General features: G+C 46.6%; 23 protein-coding genes and 1 riboswitch. Of the genes, 12 read left to right on the plus strand and 11 right to left on the minus strand.

Features of this window, described 5'->3' with window-relative positions; all coding sequences use genetic code 11:
* Positions 1-121 precede the first annotated feature (121 nt).
* Positions 122-853, minus strand: a complete 732-nt coding sequence (locus FC07_RS13315; protein ID WP_057905581.1) for an MIP/aquaporin family protein — start codon at positions 851-853, stop codon at positions 122-124.
* A 329-nt stretch (positions 854-1,182) separates the two neighbouring features.
* Positions 1,183-1,227, plus strand: a riboswitch (PreQ1 riboswitch).
* An 18-nt stretch (positions 1,228-1,245) separates the two neighbouring features.
* Between FC07_RS13315 and FC07_RS13320 the strand changes: the two genes are divergently transcribed.
* From FC07_RS13320 to FC07_RS13345, 6 genes are all read left to right on the plus strand, one after another.
* Positions 1,246-2,232, plus strand: coding sequence for a nucleoside hydrolase (locus FC07_RS13320; protein ID WP_057905582.1), 987 nt, complete (start codon positions 1,246-1,248; stop codon positions 2,230-2,232).
* Complete coding sequence (locus tag FC07_RS13325) at positions 2,229-2,783, plus strand: ECF transporter S component (protein ID WP_057905583.1); 555 nt, start codon at positions 2,229-2,231, stop codon at positions 2,781-2,783. Before FC07_RS13320 ends, FC07_RS13325 begins: the two co-directional genes overlap by 4 nt.
* A gap of 157 nt (positions 2,784-2,940) precedes the next feature.
* Positions 2,941-3,441, plus strand: a complete 501-nt coding sequence (locus FC07_RS13330) for a methylated-DNA--[protein]-cysteine S-methyltransferase (RefSeq protein WP_057905611.1) — start codon at positions 2,941-2,943, stop codon at positions 3,439-3,441.
* Complete coding sequence (locus FC07_RS13335; RefSeq protein ID WP_057905584.1) at positions 3,434-4,063, plus strand: endonuclease III domain-containing protein; 630 nt, start codon at positions 3,434-3,436, stop codon at positions 4,061-4,063. The genes FC07_RS13330 and FC07_RS13335 overlap by 8 nt, the downstream gene beginning before the upstream one ends.
* A 92-nt stretch (positions 4,064-4,155) precedes the next feature.
* Positions 4,156-4,797 carry an arginine repressor gene (locus FC07_RS13340; protein ID WP_057905585.1) on the plus strand — a complete coding sequence of 214 codons (642 nt, stop codon included), beginning with the start codon at positions 4,156-4,158 and terminating at the stop codon, positions 4,795-4,797.
* 71 nt (positions 4,798-4,868) lie between these two features.
* Positions 4,869-5,609 (plus strand): class I SAM-dependent methyltransferase, encoded by a 741-nt coding sequence (locus FC07_RS13345; RefSeq protein WP_057905586.1) that lies wholly within the window; start codon positions 4,869-4,871, stop codon positions 5,607-5,609.
* A gap of 247 nt (positions 5,610-5,856) precedes the next feature.
* Here FC07_RS13345 and FC07_RS13350 read toward each other — a convergent pair whose 3' ends face one another.
* Both FC07_RS13350 and FC07_RS13355 read right to left on the minus strand, forming a co-directional pair.
* The gene (locus FC07_RS13350) at positions 5,857-7,281 is read right to left on the minus strand and encodes a DHA2 family efflux MFS transporter permease subunit (protein WP_057905587.1); all 1,425 of its coding nucleotides are present in this window, start codon (positions 7,279-7,281) and stop codon (positions 5,857-5,859) included.
* 61 nt (positions 7,282-7,342) lie between these two features.
* On the minus strand, positions 7,343-7,909 hold the full coding sequence (locus FC07_RS13355) for a TetR/AcrR family transcriptional regulator (protein WP_057905588.1): 567 nt from the start codon (positions 7,907-7,909) through the stop codon (positions 7,343-7,345).
* Between the two features lie 390 nt (positions 7,910-8,299).
* Here FC07_RS13355 and FC07_RS13360 point away from each other — a divergent pair, with 390 nt between their 5' ends.
* The 5 genes from FC07_RS13360 to FC07_RS13380 all read left to right on the plus strand — a co-directional run bounded on the left by FC07_RS13360 (position 8,300) and on the right by FC07_RS13380 (position 11,486).
* Positions 8,300-9,232: an AEC family transporter gene (locus FC07_RS13360; RefSeq protein ID WP_162255885.1), complete on the plus strand. Its 933-nt coding sequence runs from the start codon at positions 8,300-8,302 to the stop codon at positions 9,230-9,232.
* A gap of 67 nt (positions 9,233-9,299) precedes the next feature.
* Complete coding sequence (locus FC07_RS13365) at positions 9,300-9,734, plus strand: MarR family winged helix-turn-helix transcriptional regulator (protein WP_057905590.1); 435 nt, start codon at positions 9,300-9,302, stop codon at positions 9,732-9,734.
* Positions 9,727-10,377, plus strand: coding sequence for a YczE/YyaS/YitT family protein (locus tag FC07_RS13370; RefSeq protein ID WP_235807525.1), 651 nt, complete (start codon positions 9,727-9,729; stop codon positions 10,375-10,377). The genes FC07_RS13365 and FC07_RS13370 overlap by 8 nt, the downstream gene beginning before the upstream one ends.
* Positions 10,378-10,470: 93 nt before the next feature.
* On the plus strand, positions 10,471-10,857 hold the full coding sequence (locus tag FC07_RS13375; RefSeq protein WP_057905591.1) for a carboxypeptidase regulatory-like domain-containing protein: 387 nt from the start codon (positions 10,471-10,473) through the stop codon (positions 10,855-10,857).
* A 155-nt stretch (positions 10,858-11,012) separates the two neighbouring features.
* Positions 11,013-11,486, plus strand: coding sequence for a hypothetical protein (locus FC07_RS13380; RefSeq protein ID WP_057905592.1), 474 nt, complete (start codon positions 11,013-11,015; stop codon positions 11,484-11,486).
* Here the strand turns inward: FC07_RS13380 and FC07_RS13385 are convergent.
* The 7 genes from FC07_RS13385 to FC07_RS13415 form a co-directional block, all read right to left on the minus strand.
* On the minus strand, positions 11,483-11,926 hold the full coding sequence (locus FC07_RS13385) for an SH3 domain-containing protein (protein WP_057905593.1): 444 nt from the start codon (positions 11,924-11,926) through the stop codon (positions 11,483-11,485). The genes FC07_RS13380 and FC07_RS13385 overlap by 4 nt on opposite strands.
* Positions 11,927-12,156: 230 nt before the next feature.
* Positions 12,157-12,951: a type I methionyl aminopeptidase gene (map, locus tag FC07_RS13390; RefSeq protein WP_057905594.1), complete on the minus strand. Its 795-nt coding sequence runs from the start codon at positions 12,949-12,951 to the stop codon at positions 12,157-12,159.
* Between the two features lie 202 nt (positions 12,952-13,153).
* On the minus strand, positions 13,154-14,116 hold the full coding sequence (locus tag FC07_RS13395) for an alcohol dehydrogenase catalytic domain-containing protein (protein ID WP_057905595.1): 963 nt from the start codon (positions 14,114-14,116) through the stop codon (positions 13,154-13,156).
* Between the two features lie 24 nt (positions 14,117-14,140).
* Positions 14,141-14,386, minus strand: coding sequence for a hypothetical protein (locus FC07_RS13400; protein WP_057905596.1), 246 nt, complete (start codon positions 14,384-14,386; stop codon positions 14,141-14,143).
* Between the two features lie 190 nt (positions 14,387-14,576).
* Positions 14,577-15,455 carry a DMT family transporter gene (locus tag FC07_RS13405; protein WP_057905597.1) on the minus strand — a complete coding sequence of 293 codons (879 nt, stop codon included), beginning with the start codon at positions 15,453-15,455 and terminating at the stop codon, positions 14,577-14,579.
* 103 nt (positions 15,456-15,558) lie between these two features.
* Positions 15,559-16,533, minus strand: a complete 975-nt coding sequence (locus FC07_RS13410) for a helix-turn-helix domain-containing protein (protein ID WP_057905598.1) — start codon at positions 16,531-16,533, stop codon at positions 15,559-15,561.
* 98 nt (positions 16,534-16,631) lie between these two features.
* Positions 16,632-17,420 carry an oxidoreductase gene (locus FC07_RS13415; RefSeq protein WP_057905599.1) on the minus strand — a complete coding sequence of 263 codons (789 nt, stop codon included), beginning with the start codon at positions 17,418-17,420 and terminating at the stop codon, positions 16,632-16,634.
* 294 nt (positions 17,421-17,714) lie between these two features.
* Here FC07_RS13415 and FC07_RS13420 point away from each other — a divergent pair, with 294 nt between their 5' ends.
* Entirely contained in the window at positions 17,715-18,278 is a 564-nt protein-coding gene (locus FC07_RS13420; protein ID WP_057905600.1) for a hypothetical protein, read from the plus strand.
* Positions 18,279-18,377: 99 nt separating this feature from the next.
* Here the strand turns inward: FC07_RS13420 and FC07_RS13425 are convergent, their stop codons facing one another.
* The gene (locus tag FC07_RS13425) at positions 18,378-19,640 is read right to left on the minus strand and encodes a hypothetical protein (protein ID WP_057905601.1); all 1,263 of its coding nucleotides are present in this window, start codon (positions 19,638-19,640) and stop codon (positions 18,378-18,380) included.
* Positions 19,641-19,772 lie beyond the last annotated feature (132 nt).

Here is a 19,772-nt window from a genome sequence, read left to right on the forward strand (position 1 = left end):
AGCAACTGGTGTTTTATTAAAACACTTGCAGCAAAAAAGCGACTGCAGTGCGCAGTCGCTTGGTTTAGGATTATGTATGATCCTGAATTGACTTTCCCTGATTGTAAAGTGGCATGCAACATTAAACGAAGAGTTGCTTGTAAGCAAAAACAGCGGCTGTAGCGCCTAGGATCGGGGCTAAAACGGGTACCCATGAATAGTCCCATTGAGAAGATCCTTTATGCTTCAATGGCAATAATGCGTGTAACAAACGTGGCCCTAAATCACGGGCCGGGTTTAAAGCAGGTCCAGTGGCGCCCCCTAAGGAAACCACTAATGTTCCGACTAAGATCCCGACACAGAAGTTGGCCAACCCGATATTGGATTCAAAGGCAATGTTCCCAGTCATGCAAAGGGCACCGAAGAAAAGAATGAAGCTCCCAAAGAATTCGTTGATCATCCCATCTTTATTAGAATGAACGGCATCAATGGTTGAGAAAGTCCCTAAAATAGCTTCTGGATCAGTGGTCTTATCATAGTAAGGTTTGTAACACCAAACCACAACCAGCTGCCCCACAATGGCACCGGCAAACTGTGCCACAACATATGGCACAACTTCATTCCAAGGGAACATGCCATTTAGCGCCAGCCCAATGGTGAAAGCCGGGTTAATGTGGTTCCCTGAAACATGTCCGATCATCATGGCCGGAATCAACACCCCACAACCGTAGCCGATCCCAATCAAGATCCAGCCACCTTTTGTACCTTTGGTGCCTTTCAGTTCCACATTCGCAACTGAGCCGTTCCCTAAAATGAGTAAGAAAGCGGTACCAAAAAATTCCGCCATCACGCGAGTGAATAAAGTATAATGCATAGATTCTCCTACTTTCTGTCAATGAGTGAACAATAAGGGAATGTCAAAAATACTCACGAATAAATTTTATCAGCTGGAAGCGCTTTCGTAAAGCTAAATTTTTAAAAGCTTGATCTAGCGGTACTTACACCTACTTTTCCAATAAAACAAAAAAGTTTTTTAGCTAGAATAGCATTATTATATTAAAAATATTTTCATATATACTGAACCTGGTTCTAAACCAGCGGTCTTGCCTATTAAAATGCTCACTGAGTAACAAAATCTTGGTTGAAGTGTGCGTCACAAAGATAGTATACTGAAGCCATTGCATTTATCAAATCAAGGCTTGCCTTGGACTGGTTCGGAAACTTCCCAGGATAAAAAACCAAGAACTTCGCTAAGGAGGTAGGAAAATGAATGCAAAAAAACCTTTGATCATCGACTGTGATCCTGGTATTGATGACAGTCTAGCACTGTTGTTAGCGCTAAATTCACCTGAATGGGACGTATTGGGAATCACCACCGTCAGTGGCAATGTCCCAGCAACATTAGGGGCTGAAAATGTGCTCAAGATCCTCAAGCTGACAGATCGGTTAGATGTGCCAGTTTATGTTGGCGCGGCGCAACCGTTGCAAGTACCCTACACCAGCGCCCAAGATACGCATGGTGACGACGGCTTAGGCAATAGCCAATTACCGGCTGTTACAACAGTGGCGGTACATGATGATGCTGTTGGCTTTTTACGAAAAACGCTGATGGCACAACCTGACACCACGGTTTTAGCTTTAGGTCCGTTAACCAACTTGGCCGCACGGTTGCAAGTGGCACCAGAATTATTTGCGCAAGTCAACCGCTTTGTCGCCATGGGTGGGTCGTACAAGTCCCATGGTAATTGCTCCCCAGTGGCAGAATACAATTTTTGGTGCGATCCGGATGCGGCTAAAATTGTGCTGGAAAACACCCCGGTGCCATTGGAAATGGTGGGCTTAGATGTGACCCGCCAAATCGTGTTGACGCCTAGTCTTTTAAGCTACATGAAACGCGTGAATCCGGTACTCGGTGACTTTATTGCACAGATCACGCAATTTTACTTTGATTTTCATTGGCAATATGAACGGGTGATCGGCTGCGTCATTAATGATCCCTTGGCCATGGCCTTTTTGATCGACCCGACTTTGTTAAGCGGCTTTGACAGCTACACCACGGTTGCCACCACTGGCGTTGCCCGTGGTCAAGCCATTGTTGACGACCATGATTTTTGGCATCAACAGGCCAACAGCCACATTTTAACCCAAGTTGACGTGCTCGCTTTTTGGCGACTCTTTTTGACCCGAGTGCTAAAAGCCACTGACCCTGATCTCAGCACCACCTTGCATCAGTTATTGGAGGTGGGCGCATGAACCGAATTAAAATCCGCATTTTAACGGTTTCGGCTTTGTGCATTGCCCTGAATGTGGTGGGCAGTAACTTGGCGTTATTATTGAAACTGCCGATCTATTTGGATTCAATGGGCACCCTGCTGGCCGCCGCGATGTTTGGCCCGCTTGCTGGGATGGCCGTTGGGGGCTTAACTGGCTTGTTCGTTGGCGTAACCACCGACCTCTATTCCCTTTTTTTCTTACCGATTCAATTGGTCTTAGGGTTACTAGCCGGATTAGCCTTCCGGCGCTTATCCCCTAGCAAGCTCAGCCACAACTGGTGGTTAGCCCTTGTCATTGCCTTACCGGGCACCCTATTATCGACGTTGATCACCGTACAGTTTTTCGGTGGGATCACATCATCAGGTTCTAGCTTACTGGTTCAATTATTACTCGGCACTGGTTTAAGCAAAACTGCCGCTGTTTTGCTGATCCAAGTCGGCACCGACTATTTGGATCGCTTGGTTAGTTTAACTGTGGTGGGCCTTGCCTATCGCGTAATCCAGCGCCGGTTGCCTGATTTATCACATTAACTTTAAGCACGCTTGACCGGCTTCTTTTTAAGGTCAAGCGTGCTTTTTTCTTTACGGAATTTTAAAGGCATTGTGGCTAGGTTTTTTAAACTTTTTCGGCTATGCTTAGCTGTGAAGGTCGACCAATCCTTCATATCTTATGAAACCAGGTGAGCGGATGACAACCCTTTACTTTGAAAAATATGAATTTAACCAACAACAATATTTTCTCGCTGGTACCGCAAAAGGTTTAAGCTTTGTCGGCAGTCCTAACGGTGACATTGATGAGATTCACGACTTCATTACGGACGCCACATTAGTGCCGAGTCAATATCGCTTTGCAGCAGCCGCCGATTATTTAACCGCCTACTTAAGTGGCCAACGCCCAGCACAACTGCCAGCATTTGATTGGCAAAGTGGTACTGCGTTGCAGCAACAGGTCTGGCAAGCCTTGTTGACCATTCCTTACGGTGAAACCCGTACTTATCAGGAACTGGCTGTTTTAGTGGGCCATCCCACAGCTGTTCGTGCCGTGGCCACAGCCGTGGCGAAAAACCCACTCTTGATCGTGATTCCGTGCCATCGCATCGTTCGTAGCGACCATACCACTGGTCAATATCGAGCTGGCGCTGCTTTTAAACAAGACCTCTTAGATATGGAAGCCCGCCAACATGCTTAGCATTACCCAGCTTTATCGTGCGCTAACCCAAGAAATTGGCCCTTCCGGCTGGTGGCCAGCGGATTCCAAGCTGGAAATTATGTTAGGAGCCTTGTTGGTCCAAAACACCAATTGGCGGAACGTGGCCCGTTCCTTGCAAAATCTCAAAGCGGCAACTGCATTTCAAGCAGATACTTTGCTGGCGTTAGATCAAGCCCAACTGACTGAACTCATTCGACCAAGCGGCTTTTACCACAACAAGGCCATTGCCATTCGCACCGTGGCCACTTGGTTTGCACAGTATCACTGGGATTACGCCCACATTGCAACCCACTTTGGCACGGCGCTTCGGTCAGAATTATTAACGTTACGCGGGGTTGGACAGGAAACCGCAGATGTGTTTTTAGTCTTCATTTTCGATCAACCCGCCTTTATTGCCGATCATTATGCCCGCTTGCTTTTCCAGCAACTTGGCTATGCCAACACCCAAACTTATGCTGGTTTGCAACAACAGATCCAGCTACCTGCAAATTTTACATTCCAAGATGCCCAAGAATTTCACGGCTTGATCGACGAATTTGGCAAGCAATTTCTACAACATTCCGGCGATTTTAGTCGCAGTCAACTGGCCCAACAATTGTAATTATTGCGTTTTCTTTAAATAACCCGTTATGTCCTTCATAACCAGTGGTTTTTAGGTATAGTATTAGCGCATTAACATTTCTTGGAGGACTTATGAAAAAAAACAAAACACATGCTGGGCGGATCATCGTTGGGACGATTTTCTTAATGGTTGGCCTCACCGCGCCCTTTGATTCTGGTCCATTAAGTGACAATTTAGCCGCCGGGGTCGTGGCGTTGGTCATGGCTTACTTTATTTTTCCTAAAAACATTCGTGCCTGGTTTTTAGGGTTGTTCCATCAACGACAACCGGCACAGCCCCAAAAGTTAAATGCGGATCAAACCGACTTTGTCACTTATGAGTTACAAAAAGTCGATCAATTGTCCGCGACAAATTTTACCAACTACTTTAAATTACTGCTAACCAAACTGGGGTATGCGCATTTGGTGGTAATACCGGCAGTCCAACTGCAGGCCACCCACAAAAATCTGACCTACACCTTTTACTGCGATATTTCGAACAGCCCTTTTAGTGCGCAAGATGTGAATGCCTGCTTGCAACAGGCAGCACCAGCCGTTGGGCAAGGGATATTGGTCACTAATCAAATGGCCACGCCTCACGCCATTGAAGCCGCTCAAGCGCGCCACTACCAAATTTGGGATCGTAGCGCTTTGGCCGAATTATTAGCCGATAGTACGGTTAACGTCTCAAATGCAACTTTAGCCCATGATTTAGAAAATTGGGCTGATTTTTAAAAAAGTCAGTGCTGCTGGCTTTTTTATTTTGTGCTAGTATAGATGCCAACATCGATGAGAGAAGTGGTTACATGCACTGGAACACGCAATTATACGATCAAAAACACAATTTTGTCGCCAAATATGGCGAAAACTTACTGCATTTTTTACCGCAAGCACCACAACAAACAATTTTAGATTTAGGCTGCGGCACGGGCACTTTAACCGCTGAGCTCCAAGACTACGGTCAAGTAACCGGCATGGATGCCTCTATTGACATGATTGCCAAGGCTCGCCAGCACTATCCGCAACTAAAGTTTCAAGTTGGCAATGGGTTAACCTTAGCGCCTACGCCACAATATGATCTTATTTTCTCCAATGCCGTTTTTCATTGGATTCCCGATCATCCCACCTTATTGGCCCATATCTTCCAGGCTTTGAAACCTGGCGGCCAATTAATTTGTGAGTTTGGTGGCGCTGGTAATATTCAAACCATTGAAACCGGCTTTGCCCAAGCACTGGCCCAAGTTGGTGGTACTCACCAACAACGCTTTAATTTCCCCACCACAGATACGTTTGGTCAAGCGCTGACTCAGGCTGGTTTTCACGTGAAACATTTGGTAACGTTTAAACGACCAACCCCGCTGGCTGCTGGTGAAGCTGGCTTAGCCAACTGGGCCCGGCAATTTTTTGCACCTGACCTAGCGCACTTAACTGCGGCGCAACAAACTGCCGTTTTAGCTCAATTAGCGACCAACGTCTCTGAATTGTGGCAAAATGGCACTTGGATCGCCGATTATCAACGACTTCAAGCGGTCGCCAGCAAACCTTAAAAAATGGGTGGGCCATAATGCGTTTAGGTTCCGAGTATTAACGAAAAGTAGCTCCGGACTCTGGTTTTTGAGTCTGGAGCTACTTTGTTGTTAAAGGTCGGAATCTGCATTATGGCGCACGTTAGAGGCCGATTTTGTTCCTTTTTCAGATAAATTTAAAATCGGCCGGGTGCGGTGTGCAAACCAAAATAAGTAATTATGGCTCAGCCTCTTGTATTTTGTTAGACGCAGAACACCCTTCTACGAACTAATGTGGTTCAGCAGCGTGCTGCTGAACGTTTTTAATTTGCGACGTGATGATCAAAGCAATCACCACTAAAATCAAGACGAACATAAAACCGGCGTGAGTTCCGCTGGTTAGCCCAGCCACGCCGACTTGACGCGCGCTGCCCATGGCAATCAAACTGGTTGCAATCGCCGTCGAAACAGCGCCGACAACTTGTTGCAACGTATTCATCACCGCACTGCCATCTGCGCTGGTGGCACCTTTCAAACTACTTAAGCCGTAAGTTTGAACAGGCGACATGGCTAACGGCGCGCCGATCATTAACACCACATGACCGAAGATCAACCAGGCAATGGAACTGTGCGCATTGCTAAAGAATAAGCACAACGCACCGATACCGGCAATCAAAAAACCGCCACGCGCCAACCACTTCGCACCGTGGCTATCGTATAAGCGACCAGCAATCGCAGACACAACAGCATTCATCACACCACCAGGCAGCATCACGATCCCGGTTAACGCCACTGGTAATCCTAGCACCCGCTGTAAGTACATGGGTAACAAGTACATGCTGGCTAAAATAATACCAAAATCTAACATGACTAATAACGTGCCCACCGTAAATTGCTTGGTTTTAAAGATTTTTAAATTAAGCATCGGTTGCGGCAACTGTAATTGGCGCCGTGCATAAACAACCAGCGCAATGATCCCGATCAACAACGCAACCAGTACTTGCCAAGATAGCCAGCCGAGGTCACTGGCCATTGACGCCCCCATCACGATCCCAGCAAAGCCGATGGTCGATGTCACAATTGACAACCAATCCACAGGTGTTTTCGTTTGCGGATAAATATTATCCAACCCAATTTCGGTTAACACAAAAGCAAGCACCAAAACAGGCACAAATAATCCGAAAATATAATGCCACGTCAATTTAGCCAGAATCAGACCCGTTATGGTGGGCCCCACAGCTGGTGCAACCATGATCACCAAAGATGCTAACCCCATGATCGTCCCTAATTTATAAGATGGAAAAATTTGTAATGCCACTGAAAACATCAATGGCAACACTACACCAGTTCCGATGCCTTGCATCATTCGGCCGAGTAATACCATGGGAAAAGCACTGGCTAAAGCCGAGATCAAGGCCCCTAACATAAAAGCACCTAATGCAAATAAAACGATCCGCTTTGTCGTAAACCATTTTGTGATCAAACTTGATAACGGCATGCAGATTCCAATGACTAACATGTAACCTGTGACCAACCATTGTACGGTGCCCTGAGTCACATGCAACGCGGTCATTAAGCTTGGTAACGCAATGTTTAAGGCCGTTTCTGAAAACATCCCAACAAATGAACCGATCATTAACCCTAAAATGGCCAAATTGGGATGGGCGATTTTAACCCGCGCCTGGGGCATTTCTTTTGTTTGTGTTGCTTGCATAACATTGAACCATCCTTATTTAATGTCGTTGTTATGAATTAAGGCGGTTCGTTTTCGGACACTAGGCTGGTAATTGCGCGCGAATCAATTGTTGCAATAAACGGGCGGTGACCAGCAATTGTTCCGGCTGGCCTTTCGTCGCTACAATGGTACAAGAACCTTCAGTAGCAGCTTGAATCAGCTGTCCTAATGCTGCTGCCGCCTCACTAGCGATACCACTGGCTTCCAATTTTGCTGTATACATGGCCTCCAGTTCCGTAAACAGTCGGGTGCAAGCTTGTTGTAGACTAGGCTCATCTGTGGTTTCTAATGCAACTAAACTAATGGAAACATTATCCAAATGGCCTGTTTCTGAAATATGCGCAGCAATTTCACTAAATAAGCGTTCAATGGCCTTAGCGGGATCGACCTCACTGGCTAAAGCAGCCTGAACGTGATTTTTAATATTTGTGCCGGCATAATCAATGGCAGCCGCGATCAACTCTGTTTTGCCTTTGGGAAAATAATAATAAAGTGACCCTTTAGGCGTGCCACTGACCTTTAAAATTTCAGCCAATCCGGTTGCCCGCACGCCTTGACGTTGAAACAACGTTGCGGCAGTGACAATCAATTTTTCACGTGTACTCATGCGTTCCTCCTTAATTATAACAACTGGTCTATATATTAATCCTGCTGTCCCTATTTCGTCAAGCCTTGAACTGATCAAACATCACACACTGGGAAATTGTATTTAGGCGCCTGGCTTAAGCGTTCTTTGGCTGCTAACCGAATAGGCTGGCAATTGCTGTTTCTTGGCCGTGACCCTATTGAGTAGCTATCAATGCCGTGTGCAATTCGATTCACATGGGCGTGGGCCTCAACAGGCGCCAGCACCTCCCCACCGTGCCTGACTGAACGTTATCCTTTTCATTATAGTAGTCGCACGCTGCGGGGTAAACGATTTAATTTCAGTTGACGCTGCGCCCCTTAAACCTCTAAGATAGTGAAGACAGTTACAAATGATGAAGGGATGGTTTTATTGGCTGAATTTCAAATTGTGATCCAACAAATTGGTTTGTTTGTGATTTACATGATCATGGGTGTATTACTGGTGAAAACCAAGGTTTTAAATGAGCGTGGGATTGCTGGGGTCTCTGCAGTGGTAATCAAATTAGCCTTACCGCTGTTGATTTTTACCAACACACTGCACGGGGTTACTCGTACCGTCTTATTTCAAACCTGGCCGCTATTAGTGCTGGCGGCACTTTTATACGGGCTATTGCTAGCTTTAGGAACAGTGGCCGCAAGTTTGTTTCATTTACAGGCGCCACGGCGGCAAGTATTTGAAGCCGTTAGTCTATTTGGGAATGTGGGCTTTATGGGAATTCCCATTCTTACCAGCTTATTTCCCAGTCGGGGCATGTTATACGTGGCCGTATTTTCCATTGTGGACCAGCTGATGTTATGGACCGTTGGCATCAAGTTAACCAGTGGCGAGCGCTTTAACTGGCATAAATTGATCAGCCCCGCCACCGTCGGCATCGCGTTGGCGTTGCTGATGATTTTAGTCGGGGTGCAGTTACCGCCCTATTTAGACGGCGCCCTTAGTAAAGTCGGGGCCACGGCGACCCCGCTGGCATTGATCTACTTAGGCGCCGTGTTTGCTGGTTTGCAAATTAGGCGCTACTTAAAGTGCCGGGAACTATACGGCTTAGTGCTCTATAAAATGCTGATCTTGCCATTGCTGATTTTTATGGCGTTGCAGTTTGTGCCGATTCCAGCTAGTATGCGTTTTACGCTGATGGTCCTGACGGGGATGCCGGCAATGTCCGCAATCGTCATGTTAGCCAAACATGCTGGCTCGGATGGTGATTATGCGGTTGGGGCAGTATTTGTCACAACCATTGCTGCCATTTTCACCCTTCCAATCATCTGCTGGATCGCTGTTCAATGGCTACTTCCACTGTTCTAACCATTGACAAAAGGCTTGCTTTGGAATTTAATGGAGATATCCATTAAATTTGAAAGTAGGTCCTTTTTTGCAAACATCGCCTTTAACCAAATACCTTTCTGGCGTTTATCGCCTGTCAAAAGGTGCTTTGAATCAGCAAATCGCTAAATTAAATGTGCGCGCCACTCAAAGTGATCTATTGCTCTTTATCAGCGATCATCCTAACCTGACCCAGGCAAAAATTGCCAAAGCCAACAGTGTTGACCCTAGCTTACTTGCCAAGGACCTGCAGGTATTGGAACAACACGGCTGGGTTCAGCGTCAGGCCAACCCCGCCGATAAACGCAGTCGTTTGGTGGCCCTCACCGCTACTGGTGAACAAACCGCTGCTGAATTGAAAAACCTCAACGCCCAATGGTGGCAACAATTTTCCCAAGCCCATCCTGAGATCGACTTAGCACAATTACAACACGAATTAGAACATGTTTATGACGCCTTGCGCCAGGAGGCACCACATGACTAATACTTGGCAACATCAATTACGCCATTATGCTACTTTGGTGCTGGGAATTTTAATCATGGCCATGAGTATTGCCTTAGCCAAAATTGCCACCCTAGGCACTTCCCCAATCTCTAGCGTCCCTAATGTACTATCGATCATTACCCCACTGACGATTGGTCAAAACACTATGATTTTCATGACGTTAGTGGTGGTCTTAGAAGCCATTGTTCTGGGACGTGATTTTAGTTGGCGGAACGTGCTTCAATTGGTGCCGACCATTATCTTTAGTGCACTGATCGACTTTTTTATGACTGTCTTTAGCTTTTTAACCCCGCAAACTTACTGGGCCAAAGCGATTCTCACCTTGATCAGTACGGTCTGCTTAGCCTGGGGTGTCTTTTTCGAAGTCAACTCCCGAGCCATTGTCATGGCAGGAGAAGGCATTGCCGCGGCCTTAGCTTTTCGTTTCCATCAACCCTTTGCCAAAATGAAAGTTCGTACCGACATTACGATGGTGGTCATGGCAATCGGCTTGGCCTTTATTTTCAGTCATCGTTTGATCGGCGTGCGTGAAGGCACCTTAGTGGCAGCCATCCTCACCGGACGTATCATTGGGTGGATCGAAGCACATTTTAGCGGTTTACAAAATTGGTTGCAACACTAAAACGTTTACATGAACTTATTGCTACCATCCCTATTTCATCTGCGGTATACTAGTCCCTGTTTAAAAAGAAATTACCGTGGAGGCACATGAAACATGAAATCAATTAATCGTTTTGGACTGGGCGTACTAGTCGTCGCTGCATTTGGGTTATTAGGCGGCTGGCAAAGTCAACTTGATGTACGCGTTCCGGCAACCGCATCTGCTAGCTCAACGCAGATCCAAGGCATCACATCTGCCGGTGCTAAGGTACAATTTACCCGTAATGGGCAAGTTGTGGAAAACACCAGTGCTGACGCACAAGGCCATTTTGTTGCCCGGCATTTAGCTGCTGGTACTTACCAAGTTGTGGCCACACAAAACGGTCGCCAAAGTACCTCCCAAACCTTAAAAGTGACAAATCAAAAGGCCAACGCTGCTGCTAATGATGGCGCAACACAACCTAGCCAAACAAAGCAACGTATCGAACAACGTTGGCGTTAAGCTTTGAAACCACATGCGACTTGCATGTGGTTTTTTAATTGCCATTGGCCACCCTTTCAAAGATTTTTTATCAAAACACAGGCGTATCAATTGCGCTGAGCTTCACATATCAATTATGATAATGATAAGATAAATTATGCGAAGGGGTGTTTTTCATGTTGGGACGATCATTCAAACGAGGTTTTATGTTGCTGTTAGGTTTATCACTATTTGGAACAGCTGTTGCGGCGCAAAATAATGAAAGCGGTTCCTTAAAAGTCGATATTCTCGCGCCAATTGAACAAGTAACGCCACTATTGGCCAATTGCGCTTATGATTTAACCGGGTCCCAATCAACAACTGTAACGCAAGTTAATTTTTACTTAGCCCCACACACGACGGCTGATAACATCAAAGCCGTTGAAACCAACATTCAACTTTATACCGCACCAGCCTTAGGTCAAAAGGCCACTGTGGTCAAAACATTAACACCAACGTTAGCTGTTGATCCGGCAACCAATGCTTGGGTGGGCAACGCAACGTTTGATAACTTAGATAGTTTCTGGTTTGTACAAGGCTTTATCACAGTGGTTCGCAATGATGGCACCGTGCAAACCACCCCGATCAGTCTCCGCCAGATGATGCTTTAAAGCCTGTGATCAGGCTTTTTTAATTGGTCAACTACTACCGTTGTAATATTGCTAAAAACACACTGATAACAAACGGGATAAACACCAACCCAATGACCATCAAGCCCGGTGCCTCTCCACCAGCCGCCATTTAATAAATCACTTGGCAACAAAGCCCGACGCAGGCCCATTTTAACCGCGCTAAAGCTGTAACGGCAAGTGGTGTCAAGGCCTGCCGTTTTGCAACATCCCCGAGCAATTGCCAAGCAGACCCAACACGCTGCCAAAATGGCGAACGTTCCTAGTAATAAGCCGACGCCAAACAGACTGGCAAACCCTAGTTCATGATAAAACGTTAATAACCGCACCGGTAACCGCCATAAAACACCGCTTGCAAGGCCCACCGTTATCGCTGCAATTAACAGCAGACACCCACTTAAAAGTAACCTTCTAAAACGCATCTCACCAACCCCTTTAATATGTTTGTTAGCGTCGTAGCCGACTGCTTTGCTGCAACCTCCCTCTGCGTATGACAACACTTTATCAAAAAAAATATTTTATAACAACCTTTTTAAAGTTTTCTTAAACGTGTGTTCCCGTCTAAAAATATTATCACTGAAAGCGACTTTTTTTGCGTAAATGGTAATAAAAAATCGTTTACTGCCAATAAAGCAGTAAACGATTTTTTTCATTACAATAAATATTTTGCATCTAGATCTGGATCTTGGCTGGTCAAAATTTTAGGACCATCATTGGTCACCACAATGGTATGTTCATATTGGGCACAATCAGAACCATCAGCGGTGACATAGTATTCCCAGTCTTCATGTGGTTGTGGCCGGCTGGCGATTTCCCAAGTACCGGTGGTGATCATCGGTTCAATGGTCAAGGTCATGCCAGCTTTTAAACGTAAGCCATGGCCTGGTTTGCCATAAGCTGGCACATCTGGTGCTTCATGCATGGTCGGTTGAATCCCGTGGCCGATCAATTCACGCACATCCCCGTAACCTTTCAGATCTTCGGTGTAATGCTGAATTGCATAACCAATATCACCTAACCGGTTGCCAACAACCGCTTGGTCAATGCCTAAATACATGGCTTTTTTGGTGTCATCCATTAATTGCTGACGCTTAGGGCTGATTTCACCTACCGCATAAGTCCAGCAAGAATCGGACATAAAGCCTTGCCAGTTTACCACGGTGTCCACTGCCACAATGTCGCCAGCCTTCAGCATTAAGCCGCGGCGTGGTGCGGCATGCGCCACTTCATCATTGATCGAAACACAAGTGGCATAATTGTAGCCATCAACGTTTTTTTCTTCAGGTGTCGCGCCATGACTTTCAATCCATTCGCAAGCGAATTTTTCAATTTCCCAGCTGGAGATTCCTGGCTTAATAATGTCGCGTAGACCAACATGCATTCCGGCTAAAATCGCGCCAGACTTGGCCATCCCTTCAATTTCATAATCTGATTTTAATGTAATCAACGTGTTGCCCCCTTATTTACTGTGCTCATCAAGCTTAGCACATTGGCGCTAAAATTTCATTCACTGGTGCATCAGTTTCCAAGTCATGTTGCGCTGACAAATGACACTGATTTTAAGCGCCAATTTGGCATGCCGTGCGGTCACCGGGGGCACACCTGAAAATCAGTTATGACCGATCATCAGACGGTAGCGCCTGGTTCATTTAATGGCTGCCTGCCACTTGCAACAAAATTTTACCGTGACTGTGACCAGATTCCAACTGCGCATAGGCCTGCGCCCCGTTTTGCAAGGGGATGATCGTAGGTGGTGCAACTTGTAGCGCGCCCTGGCGGAGATAAGTCAATAGGCGCTGACTACGCTGGAAGCGCGCTTGATAACTGGTTAAGTAGTCCCATAGGTCGCCTGTTAACAGACTTTTGGACACATTTAAAAGTGCGATTGGATCGAGTGCTGGTGGATTGCCACCAGCCATCCCGAAAAAGACCACTTTACCACGATGTTGCACTAATTTTAGACTTTGCGGCAAGGTACGCCCGACACCATCGTAAACCGTGGCATACTGCCCTTGTTGTGCACCTTGTTCTAAATTTTGACGTAAAAAGACCTGTGTTGCCCCTTGTTGTAAGGCCAGTGTTTGCTTGGTAGCTGTCGACGTAATGCCGTCCACTTGCAGCCCATCCGCCACTAAAATTTGTAACAACAGTTGCCCGACACCACCGCTGATCCCTTGTACCAATACCCGCTGACCTGGTTGATTTTGACCTAAATCGTGTGCCAAAAAGTCAGCCGTTAAGCCTTGCAAACCGATTGCTGCAATCGTTTCTGGGGCCAGGTCAGTTGGCACTGGTAGCGCATGGCTTTCAGGTACGACCACGTATTCTGCTTGTGCTAACGGAGTGTCCACAAAGAAAACTGCGGCACCAACTTGATAATGCGTAACATTTTCACCAACGGCCGCAACAGTGCCTAGTCCTTCATAGCCGTTAATATGCGGCGTATGGGGTTCCAAATGATACGTGCCACGACGGCGATAAATGTCCGCAAAATTCAGACCTGCATATTGCACCTGTACCAACACATCGTCAGCACCAGGTACCGGCGTCGCAACCGTGCCATACTGTAGCACCTCATTGCCACCAAATTCGTTAAAATACAAAGCCTTCATTGAAACACTTTCTTTCCTGGTTGGTTAATGGTGACAGTGCTGTTGCTTGAAACGATGATGACGGCAATGGGCTTGTACGTGCAACCGCATGAAGTGGTGTAACCGGTGCTGGTGTTGACAATGACTGTGCTGACAGCCATGCTGAGGGGCCTGTGCTGCAGCTAATGATGCGTGATACTGGCGTACGGCGGTTCGCAGATTAACCGCTGCTAATAAGAAATTCAAACCATCCAAAACCAACATGGTGCGACGCTGTTGCTGACTTAACATGCTAAAACTTCCCTTCCAAATAAATTGCCCTTATTATAGCAAAAAACCGCCTCAACTTGTGAGGCGGAAAAAAGGATATTATGAAATTAACATTTAAGAAATTAGCTTGTCCAGGTCCAATTTCTTTAGGAGTATCTTCAGTGTACGGTGTTTAGTCATGGGGTTCAATGAATATACATCAGTTTCCCATTTATTTTGCCCTAACTCGCCTTTGTGCCCAAGATTGTGCCAATTGGGCAATGGTGACGCTGGCAAAGACAATGGTAGCGCCGATCAGTTGGCGGGGACTCAGCCGTTCGTTGAGAAAGTAAAACGCAAATCCGGCGGCGAAGATCGGCTCTAAGGAGTAGATCAAGCCTACCGTAACCGCCGTTAAATAATGTTGGACATTGGTTTGGACGATAAAACCAAAGGCACTACAGATCAAGCCTAACGCCAATACGGCGCCCCATTGGGTTGGGGTTTGCGGTAAACGAACTTGCCCGGCAAAGGCACTGGCAATCAGGCCTTCAACGCCAGCAACGCCAAGTTGTAACACGCTAACGCCTAAACCGGCGCTGCCTTGGTGGGCGTAATGCGACGTAACCAGAATATAAATGGCGTACACCACCGCAGCTAAAATACAAAACAAGGCACCGCCGTTCATTTGCAGCGGTCCGCTGGCCAACATTAAGTATAGGCCTAACAACATGGTCAGCGTGGTGGCTGTAGCAACCGGTGTGGGCCAAGTTTGCTGGATGATCGCGGTTAAAACGATTACGAAAATCGCCGTAGTACTGGTGAGAAAGCCCACTGTGGCAGCGCTGGTGTGTTGTAACCCCACTAATACCGGGGCAAAGGTCAGAAATAGTAATGTGCCTAAAATAAGGCCTACTTTGACTTCATGCCGGGTCAACCGTTGGAGAGCGTTATGAAACACCACACCAGTGACCAGAAAGGCGACCGTAAAACGTAGCCCTAACAGCATCAGAGGTGCTAAGCTGACCAGCGCCACTTTCATCCACATGTAGGAGGCACCCCACGCTGCCACAACCAAAATCATCAGCCACAGTGCCCGTCGATCGGTCATGGCCGCTCACTTCCCAATTTATTAACACCCTGCATTTCCTCAGTCCTTTTGCATCATTTTTTTCATTATAAAACGCTTAGGCCAGAAGTACACCCTTTTTCTATTAATGCACCAATTGTTTCCGGTACTGGGCCAAGGTTTCACCGGTCCAGCGATGAAAGGCCCTTGCAAAAGCGCTGGGTTCAGCATAACCCACTAAATAGGCAATTTCCGCATTGCTGAGTTTAAAGTCCTGTAAGTAATTCACCGCTAATTGGCTTTGCGTTTCCTGTAATAATTTGTTAAAAGTGGTTTTCTCTTGTGCCAGCTTCCGTTGCAGGGTGCGTGGGCTTAAGCCTAACGTTTGACTGATGGCTTCAATACTAAATTGACCACTAGGAATGGCGGTGATCAGGTCTTTGCGAATGGTTGCGGCCAAGGAAGCAGCGGCTGTCAGTTGCGCAAGCTTGGCCTTTAACGTTGGCTCTAAATACTGCCACATGACGTTATTTTCTGTTTTAAACGGTTTTTGCAAAGCGGCTTTGGTCAATACAATTTGATTGTCATCGCTAGCCAGTGGCATCACGTCACAATAATCTTGGATCGCCGCACCATAAGTGACCGGGCTTTTGATCTTCAACGGGACAATGTGCTGGCGGGTGCCGGTGCGTAATAGGCTTAATAGCGAGAGTTGTTCGACTAACAAGGCTAAGCGCGTTTGCGCCATAGCGGGATAAATAAAATCAAAGTGCACCGCCACCGTTGTGGTCGTTTCCGTCAATTGGGCTGTTACCGGGCCGATCAATTGTTTATAGGCCACTAAACGTTGGACTGCTTGATAGCCGTTTTGGGCCGCTAGCGCTGCAAATAGTGGTGGGAAAAAGAATTGTACGTTGGCCACGTCGCTTAACGCCAAAATTTGGTCGTCCGTTAATTGGCTGTCAATAGCTTGTAAAAATTGATAATACGCCATTGGGGTCAGCGTGATGGTTTCCTGCCAAGTTCGGTCCGGTAAACCGGCACGTTGAAATAAATCAGCAAGATCTAAGCCAATTGTTCCAAGAAAACGACGTAATTGTGTGTGCACTGCGTATTTCATTTGTTAACCTGCTTTCTCTGTTCCTCGATCTACTGTTAATGGTACCACGTCAAGATGACGTTTTCCTAAGATTTTGCGAACACGATGAGTCCTTTGGTCTAGGTGAAGTGCACCATTAACCAATCAAAGCTGCGCGTGGGTAACAGGGTATGCAGCAACACCAGTGGTTTAGCACCGGCACCGACTAAATAGCGCGGCCGGGGATGACGACGCTTGACGGCTTTTAAAACGGTATTGGCAATGACGGTTGGTTGCGATAACCAACGTGAATGATAGGTCGCTGCTAATTGTTGCGCTGCCTTTTGAGCTTGTTGTGCGTAGGCCCCGCCTTGGGCTGATTGTACCAAATGGTCAGCTGCGATTTGGCCCCAAGGTGTGTTAATGCCACCAGGTTCAATGAGGATCACTTGAATGCCAAACGGCTTGCTTTCCATGCGTAACGCATCGGTGAAGGCCTCCAGCGCATACTTGGTGGCGTGATACCAAGCCCCCAGATAAGTGGTAAAGCGGCCGCCCATGGAACCGATGTTGATGATCCGGCCGTGCCCTTGTGCCCGCATTTGTGGCAACACCAGTTGGGTCAGACGGGCTAAGCCAAACAGGTTCACGTCAAACTGGCGGCGGGCTTCAGCCAACGTAACGTCTTCAATGGCACCATAAGCCCCATAGCCTGCGTTGTTGACCACCATATCCACCGGCCCCATTTGCGTGACCATTTTTTCAATCGCCGCCTCATCTGTCAGATCCAGATACAATGGGATCACATTGGCTGGCATTTTCGTCACCTGTCGCGCCGCCCCATAAACCTGATACCCTTGCTGCACTAAAGCCGTTGCAATTTGGTAGCCCATCCCACTACTGGCGCCTGTTACTAAAATTTTGGTCATTGTCTTCACCGTTCCTTTTCAAGTTAATGGCTTTAGTTTACGGGCAATTGACGTCTTTTAATAGGACAATTCACGTCAATTTAAGCACAATTGATGCCAATCAGTTACAGTTTAATCGTAATTGGCCGCCAAATTTTCAAAATAATGATTGTCAGGTTACGCAAATTAGTTTTTAATAAGAATAAGCGTGATTGTCCTGCGTCACTTTTGACGGCAAAATCACCGCTACACGCTAACTTGCGTTTAAATTTGATTTGAATCACACGCACTTACAGTATTTTGGAGGAATTACTTATGAAAAAAGGCATCACGCTGTGTCTCACATTCGTTGCCGCGCTAACGCTGGCAGCCTGTGGTCGACAAAATGCGGATTGGTCGCAATCACGACGAAATTCAATTCAAGTTGCTGATCAACTAAAAGTTAAAACAACCAAGACGTCAGCTCAAACCGATAAAAAAGCTGCTAAAAAACGGGCCAAGGCCAAAGCGGCTTCAGAAAGCAAAGCAAAGGCTAAATCAGAAAGCCAGGCCAGCGCAGATGCTGCTTCGGCGGCTGCTTCATCTTCTGATGACGCCGCTACCCAGGCTAGTACAGATGCTGCCGCGGCCGAAGCGTCTACTGCGACTGACCAAACCACCCAACAAACGACGGCTGCTAGCAGTGACAACAATACCGCCACAAGCAGTGCAACGGACAATGCCAATAGCACCGCCGATACTGGTACTGACACCAGTAATAACACTAGTAACACAAACACTGACAATAACACGAGTGCTAGCAATGATACCAACGCCAGTACAAGTGCTGGTACCAGCCCAAATACAGGAGCGGCCGACAACAATCAAACCGGTTACTAAGATGGAATCAAAACGAGCCAGGCGAACGCTTGACTCGTTTTTTATGCTGTTTTTCGCTAACAATACTGATGATTGGCGCGCACGTTTACAGTGTGGCCGCTAAAATTGCATGGCGAAAGTGGTTGCTTGTTCAAAGGCTTTGCGTAAAGTGACCAGCGACACACAAGGCGTTTCAGCCGGCTGGATTGGAAAAGCATGGCGCGTCCAAGATTGGTAATGTGCCTTTTTTTGGTCGGTGACCAGGACACAGGCTGTTGGCTGTAATGGTGTCATTAAACGGGTATCGGCAGCCGTGAAAATCACTTGCCCTTTGGCATTTTTGGCCAATACTGCAATTAACGCCGTAAAGCGAGGTACGTCTAAAGCCGTGCGGGGCAAAACAACCAAGGCGTTTGGGTTATGATAAGCTTCAATGAGACCTCCCAAACAGAAAATCACATGTTTTAGCGGCAACGGCAACTCATTTAATTGCGGCCCTCGTTGCGTATTGATCCGAATCCGATGCCAATTATGAAAATCATTTTGAAAAAGATCGAGTCGCAAATCAGGCTTTAAAACGGCTAAAATGTAATTGATCTGGCGCATAATGCGCTTGGCTTCACGATAATCACCTTCCAGCACTAATTCAGGTGTGTCCATCGCAATCGGTGTTATCCCTGAAAAATGATTAGGAAGTGGAAACGCCGGTTCAAGATCATTGGTTTCATGAAATGTATAAAGGCTCATTTGCCGCAACCAATCGATCAATTGGTTGCGAACCTCCTCCAGGCGTTGGGGCAATACCCTTTGCGATAATAAATTGTCACAGCCCCAAGAAAATAAAAACGAGCTATTACGTGCTTCGATCTCCTGTTGCAGTTGCTTTAATAAATACCAGCGCGCCACACATTGACATGCTTTGGGGGTTAAATACCAAAGGGGCAAGTGCTGCGCGTCTTCCTCAGTTGTTGCTAAATCTGGATTACGATAATCTAATAAAATCTGAGTTGTTGCCACGCCAATATTTTGGCAGCACACTTTTTCCCGGACGACTTGGACACCATTCATCTTCCATTTAGCCAAATTTGTTTGGGTAAATGCCACTTGATAAGTGATCAGTGCTTGATCCATTTTAAAGGTCAATTCAATTTGACTGACTTGTTTTAGTGTTGCCAGCGCCGTACTGGCTTCAACAGCGCCGACCGTTTGGCCGCGATCCATCATTTCCCGCATAAATTTGAAAATGTCACCGATTTGAATGGCCAATTTCGCCTGCGTCAGCGGGTAAAGTCCTAATACTGGCCCGACCTGTCGAAAATCAATGGTGCCGTCCTGAATGTCCTTGATATTTTCCACGTGTAACTGTTGTAACTTTAATGCCATGTTTAAAGCGCTCCTTAATTGAATTAAAGCGGTTTTTGACCTGCTCTATAATTAAGATGCGCTAAAACATTTGATTTCGTTTTTTTATTTTAAAATTTTTTAAAAAAATAACGCCGCACACTGGCGACGTTG

Source organism: Loigolactobacillus bifermentans DSM 20003, from assembly GCF_001434575.1.
GTDB lineage: Bacteria > Bacillota > Bacilli > Lactobacillales > Lactobacillaceae > Loigolactobacillus > Loigolactobacillus bifermentans.

Coding starts and splice junctions, on each gene's coding strand:
- FC07_RS13315 (WP_057905581.1), bottom strand. CDS start 853: ATGCATTATACTTTATTCACTCGCGTGATGGCGGAATTTTTTGGTACC.
- FC07_RS13335 (WP_057905584.1), top strand. CDS start 3,434: ATGCTTAGCATTACCCAGCTTTATCGTGCGCTAACCCAAGAAATTGGC.
- FC07_RS13410 (WP_057905598.1), bottom strand. CDS start 16,533: ATGAAATACGCAGTGCACACACAATTACGTCGTTTTCTTGGAACAATT.
- FC07_RS13330 (WP_057905611.1), top strand. CDS start 2,941: ATGACAACCCTTTACTTTGAAAAATATGAATTTAACCAACAACAATAT.
- FC07_RS13355 (WP_057905588.1), bottom strand. CDS start 7,909: ATGAGTACACGTGAAAAATTGATTGTCACTGCCGCAACGTTGTTTCAA.
- FC07_RS13340 (WP_057905585.1), top strand. CDS start 4,156: ATGAAAAAAAACAAAACACATGCTGGGCGGATCATCGTTGGGACGATT.
- FC07_RS13405 (WP_057905597.1), bottom strand. CDS start 15,455: ATGACCGATCGACGGGCACTGTGGCTGATGATTTTGGTTGTGGCAGCG.
- FC07_RS13395 (WP_057905595.1), bottom strand. CDS start 14,116: ATGAAGGCTTTGTATTTTAACGAATTTGGTGGCAATGAGGTGCTACAG.
- FC07_RS13425 (WP_057905601.1), bottom strand. CDS start 19,640: ATGGCATTAAAGTTACAACAGTTACACGTGGAAAATATCAAGGACATT.
- FC07_RS13345 (WP_057905586.1), top strand. CDS start 4,869: ATGCACTGGAACACGCAATTATACGATCAAAAACACAATTTTGTCGCC.
- FC07_RS13320 (WP_057905582.1), top strand. CDS start 1,246: ATGAATGCAAAAAAACCTTTGATCATCGACTGTGATCCTGGTATTGAT.
- FC07_RS13380 (WP_057905592.1), top strand. CDS start 11,013: ATGTTGGGACGATCATTCAAACGAGGTTTTATGTTGCTGTTAGGTTTA.
- FC07_RS13350 (WP_057905587.1), bottom strand. CDS start 7,281: ATGCAAGCAACACAAACAAAAGAAATGCCCCAGGCGCGGGTTAAAATC.
- FC07_RS13370 (WP_235807525.1), top strand. CDS start 9,727: ATGACTAATACTTGGCAACATCAATTACGCCATTATGCTACTTTGGTG.
- FC07_RS13385 (WP_057905593.1), bottom strand. CDS start 11,926: ATGCGTTTTAGAAGGTTACTTTTAAGTGGGTGTCTGCTGTTAATTGCA.
- FC07_RS13375 (WP_057905591.1), top strand. CDS start 10,471: ATGAAATCAATTAATCGTTTTGGACTGGGCGTACTAGTCGTCGCTGCA.
- FC07_RS13415 (WP_057905599.1), bottom strand. CDS start 17,420: ATGACCAAAATTTTAGTAACAGGCGCCAGTAGTGGGATGGGCTACCAA.
- FC07_RS13400 (WP_057905596.1), bottom strand. CDS start 14,386: ATGTTAAGTCAGCAACAGCGTCGCACCATGTTGGTTTTGGATGGTTTG.
- FC07_RS13420 (WP_057905600.1), top strand. CDS start 17,715: ATGAAAAAAGGCATCACGCTGTGTCTCACATTCGTTGCCGCGCTAACG.
- FC07_RS13325 (WP_057905583.1), top strand. CDS start 2,229: ATGAACCGAATTAAAATCCGCATTTTAACGGTTTCGGCTTTGTGCATT.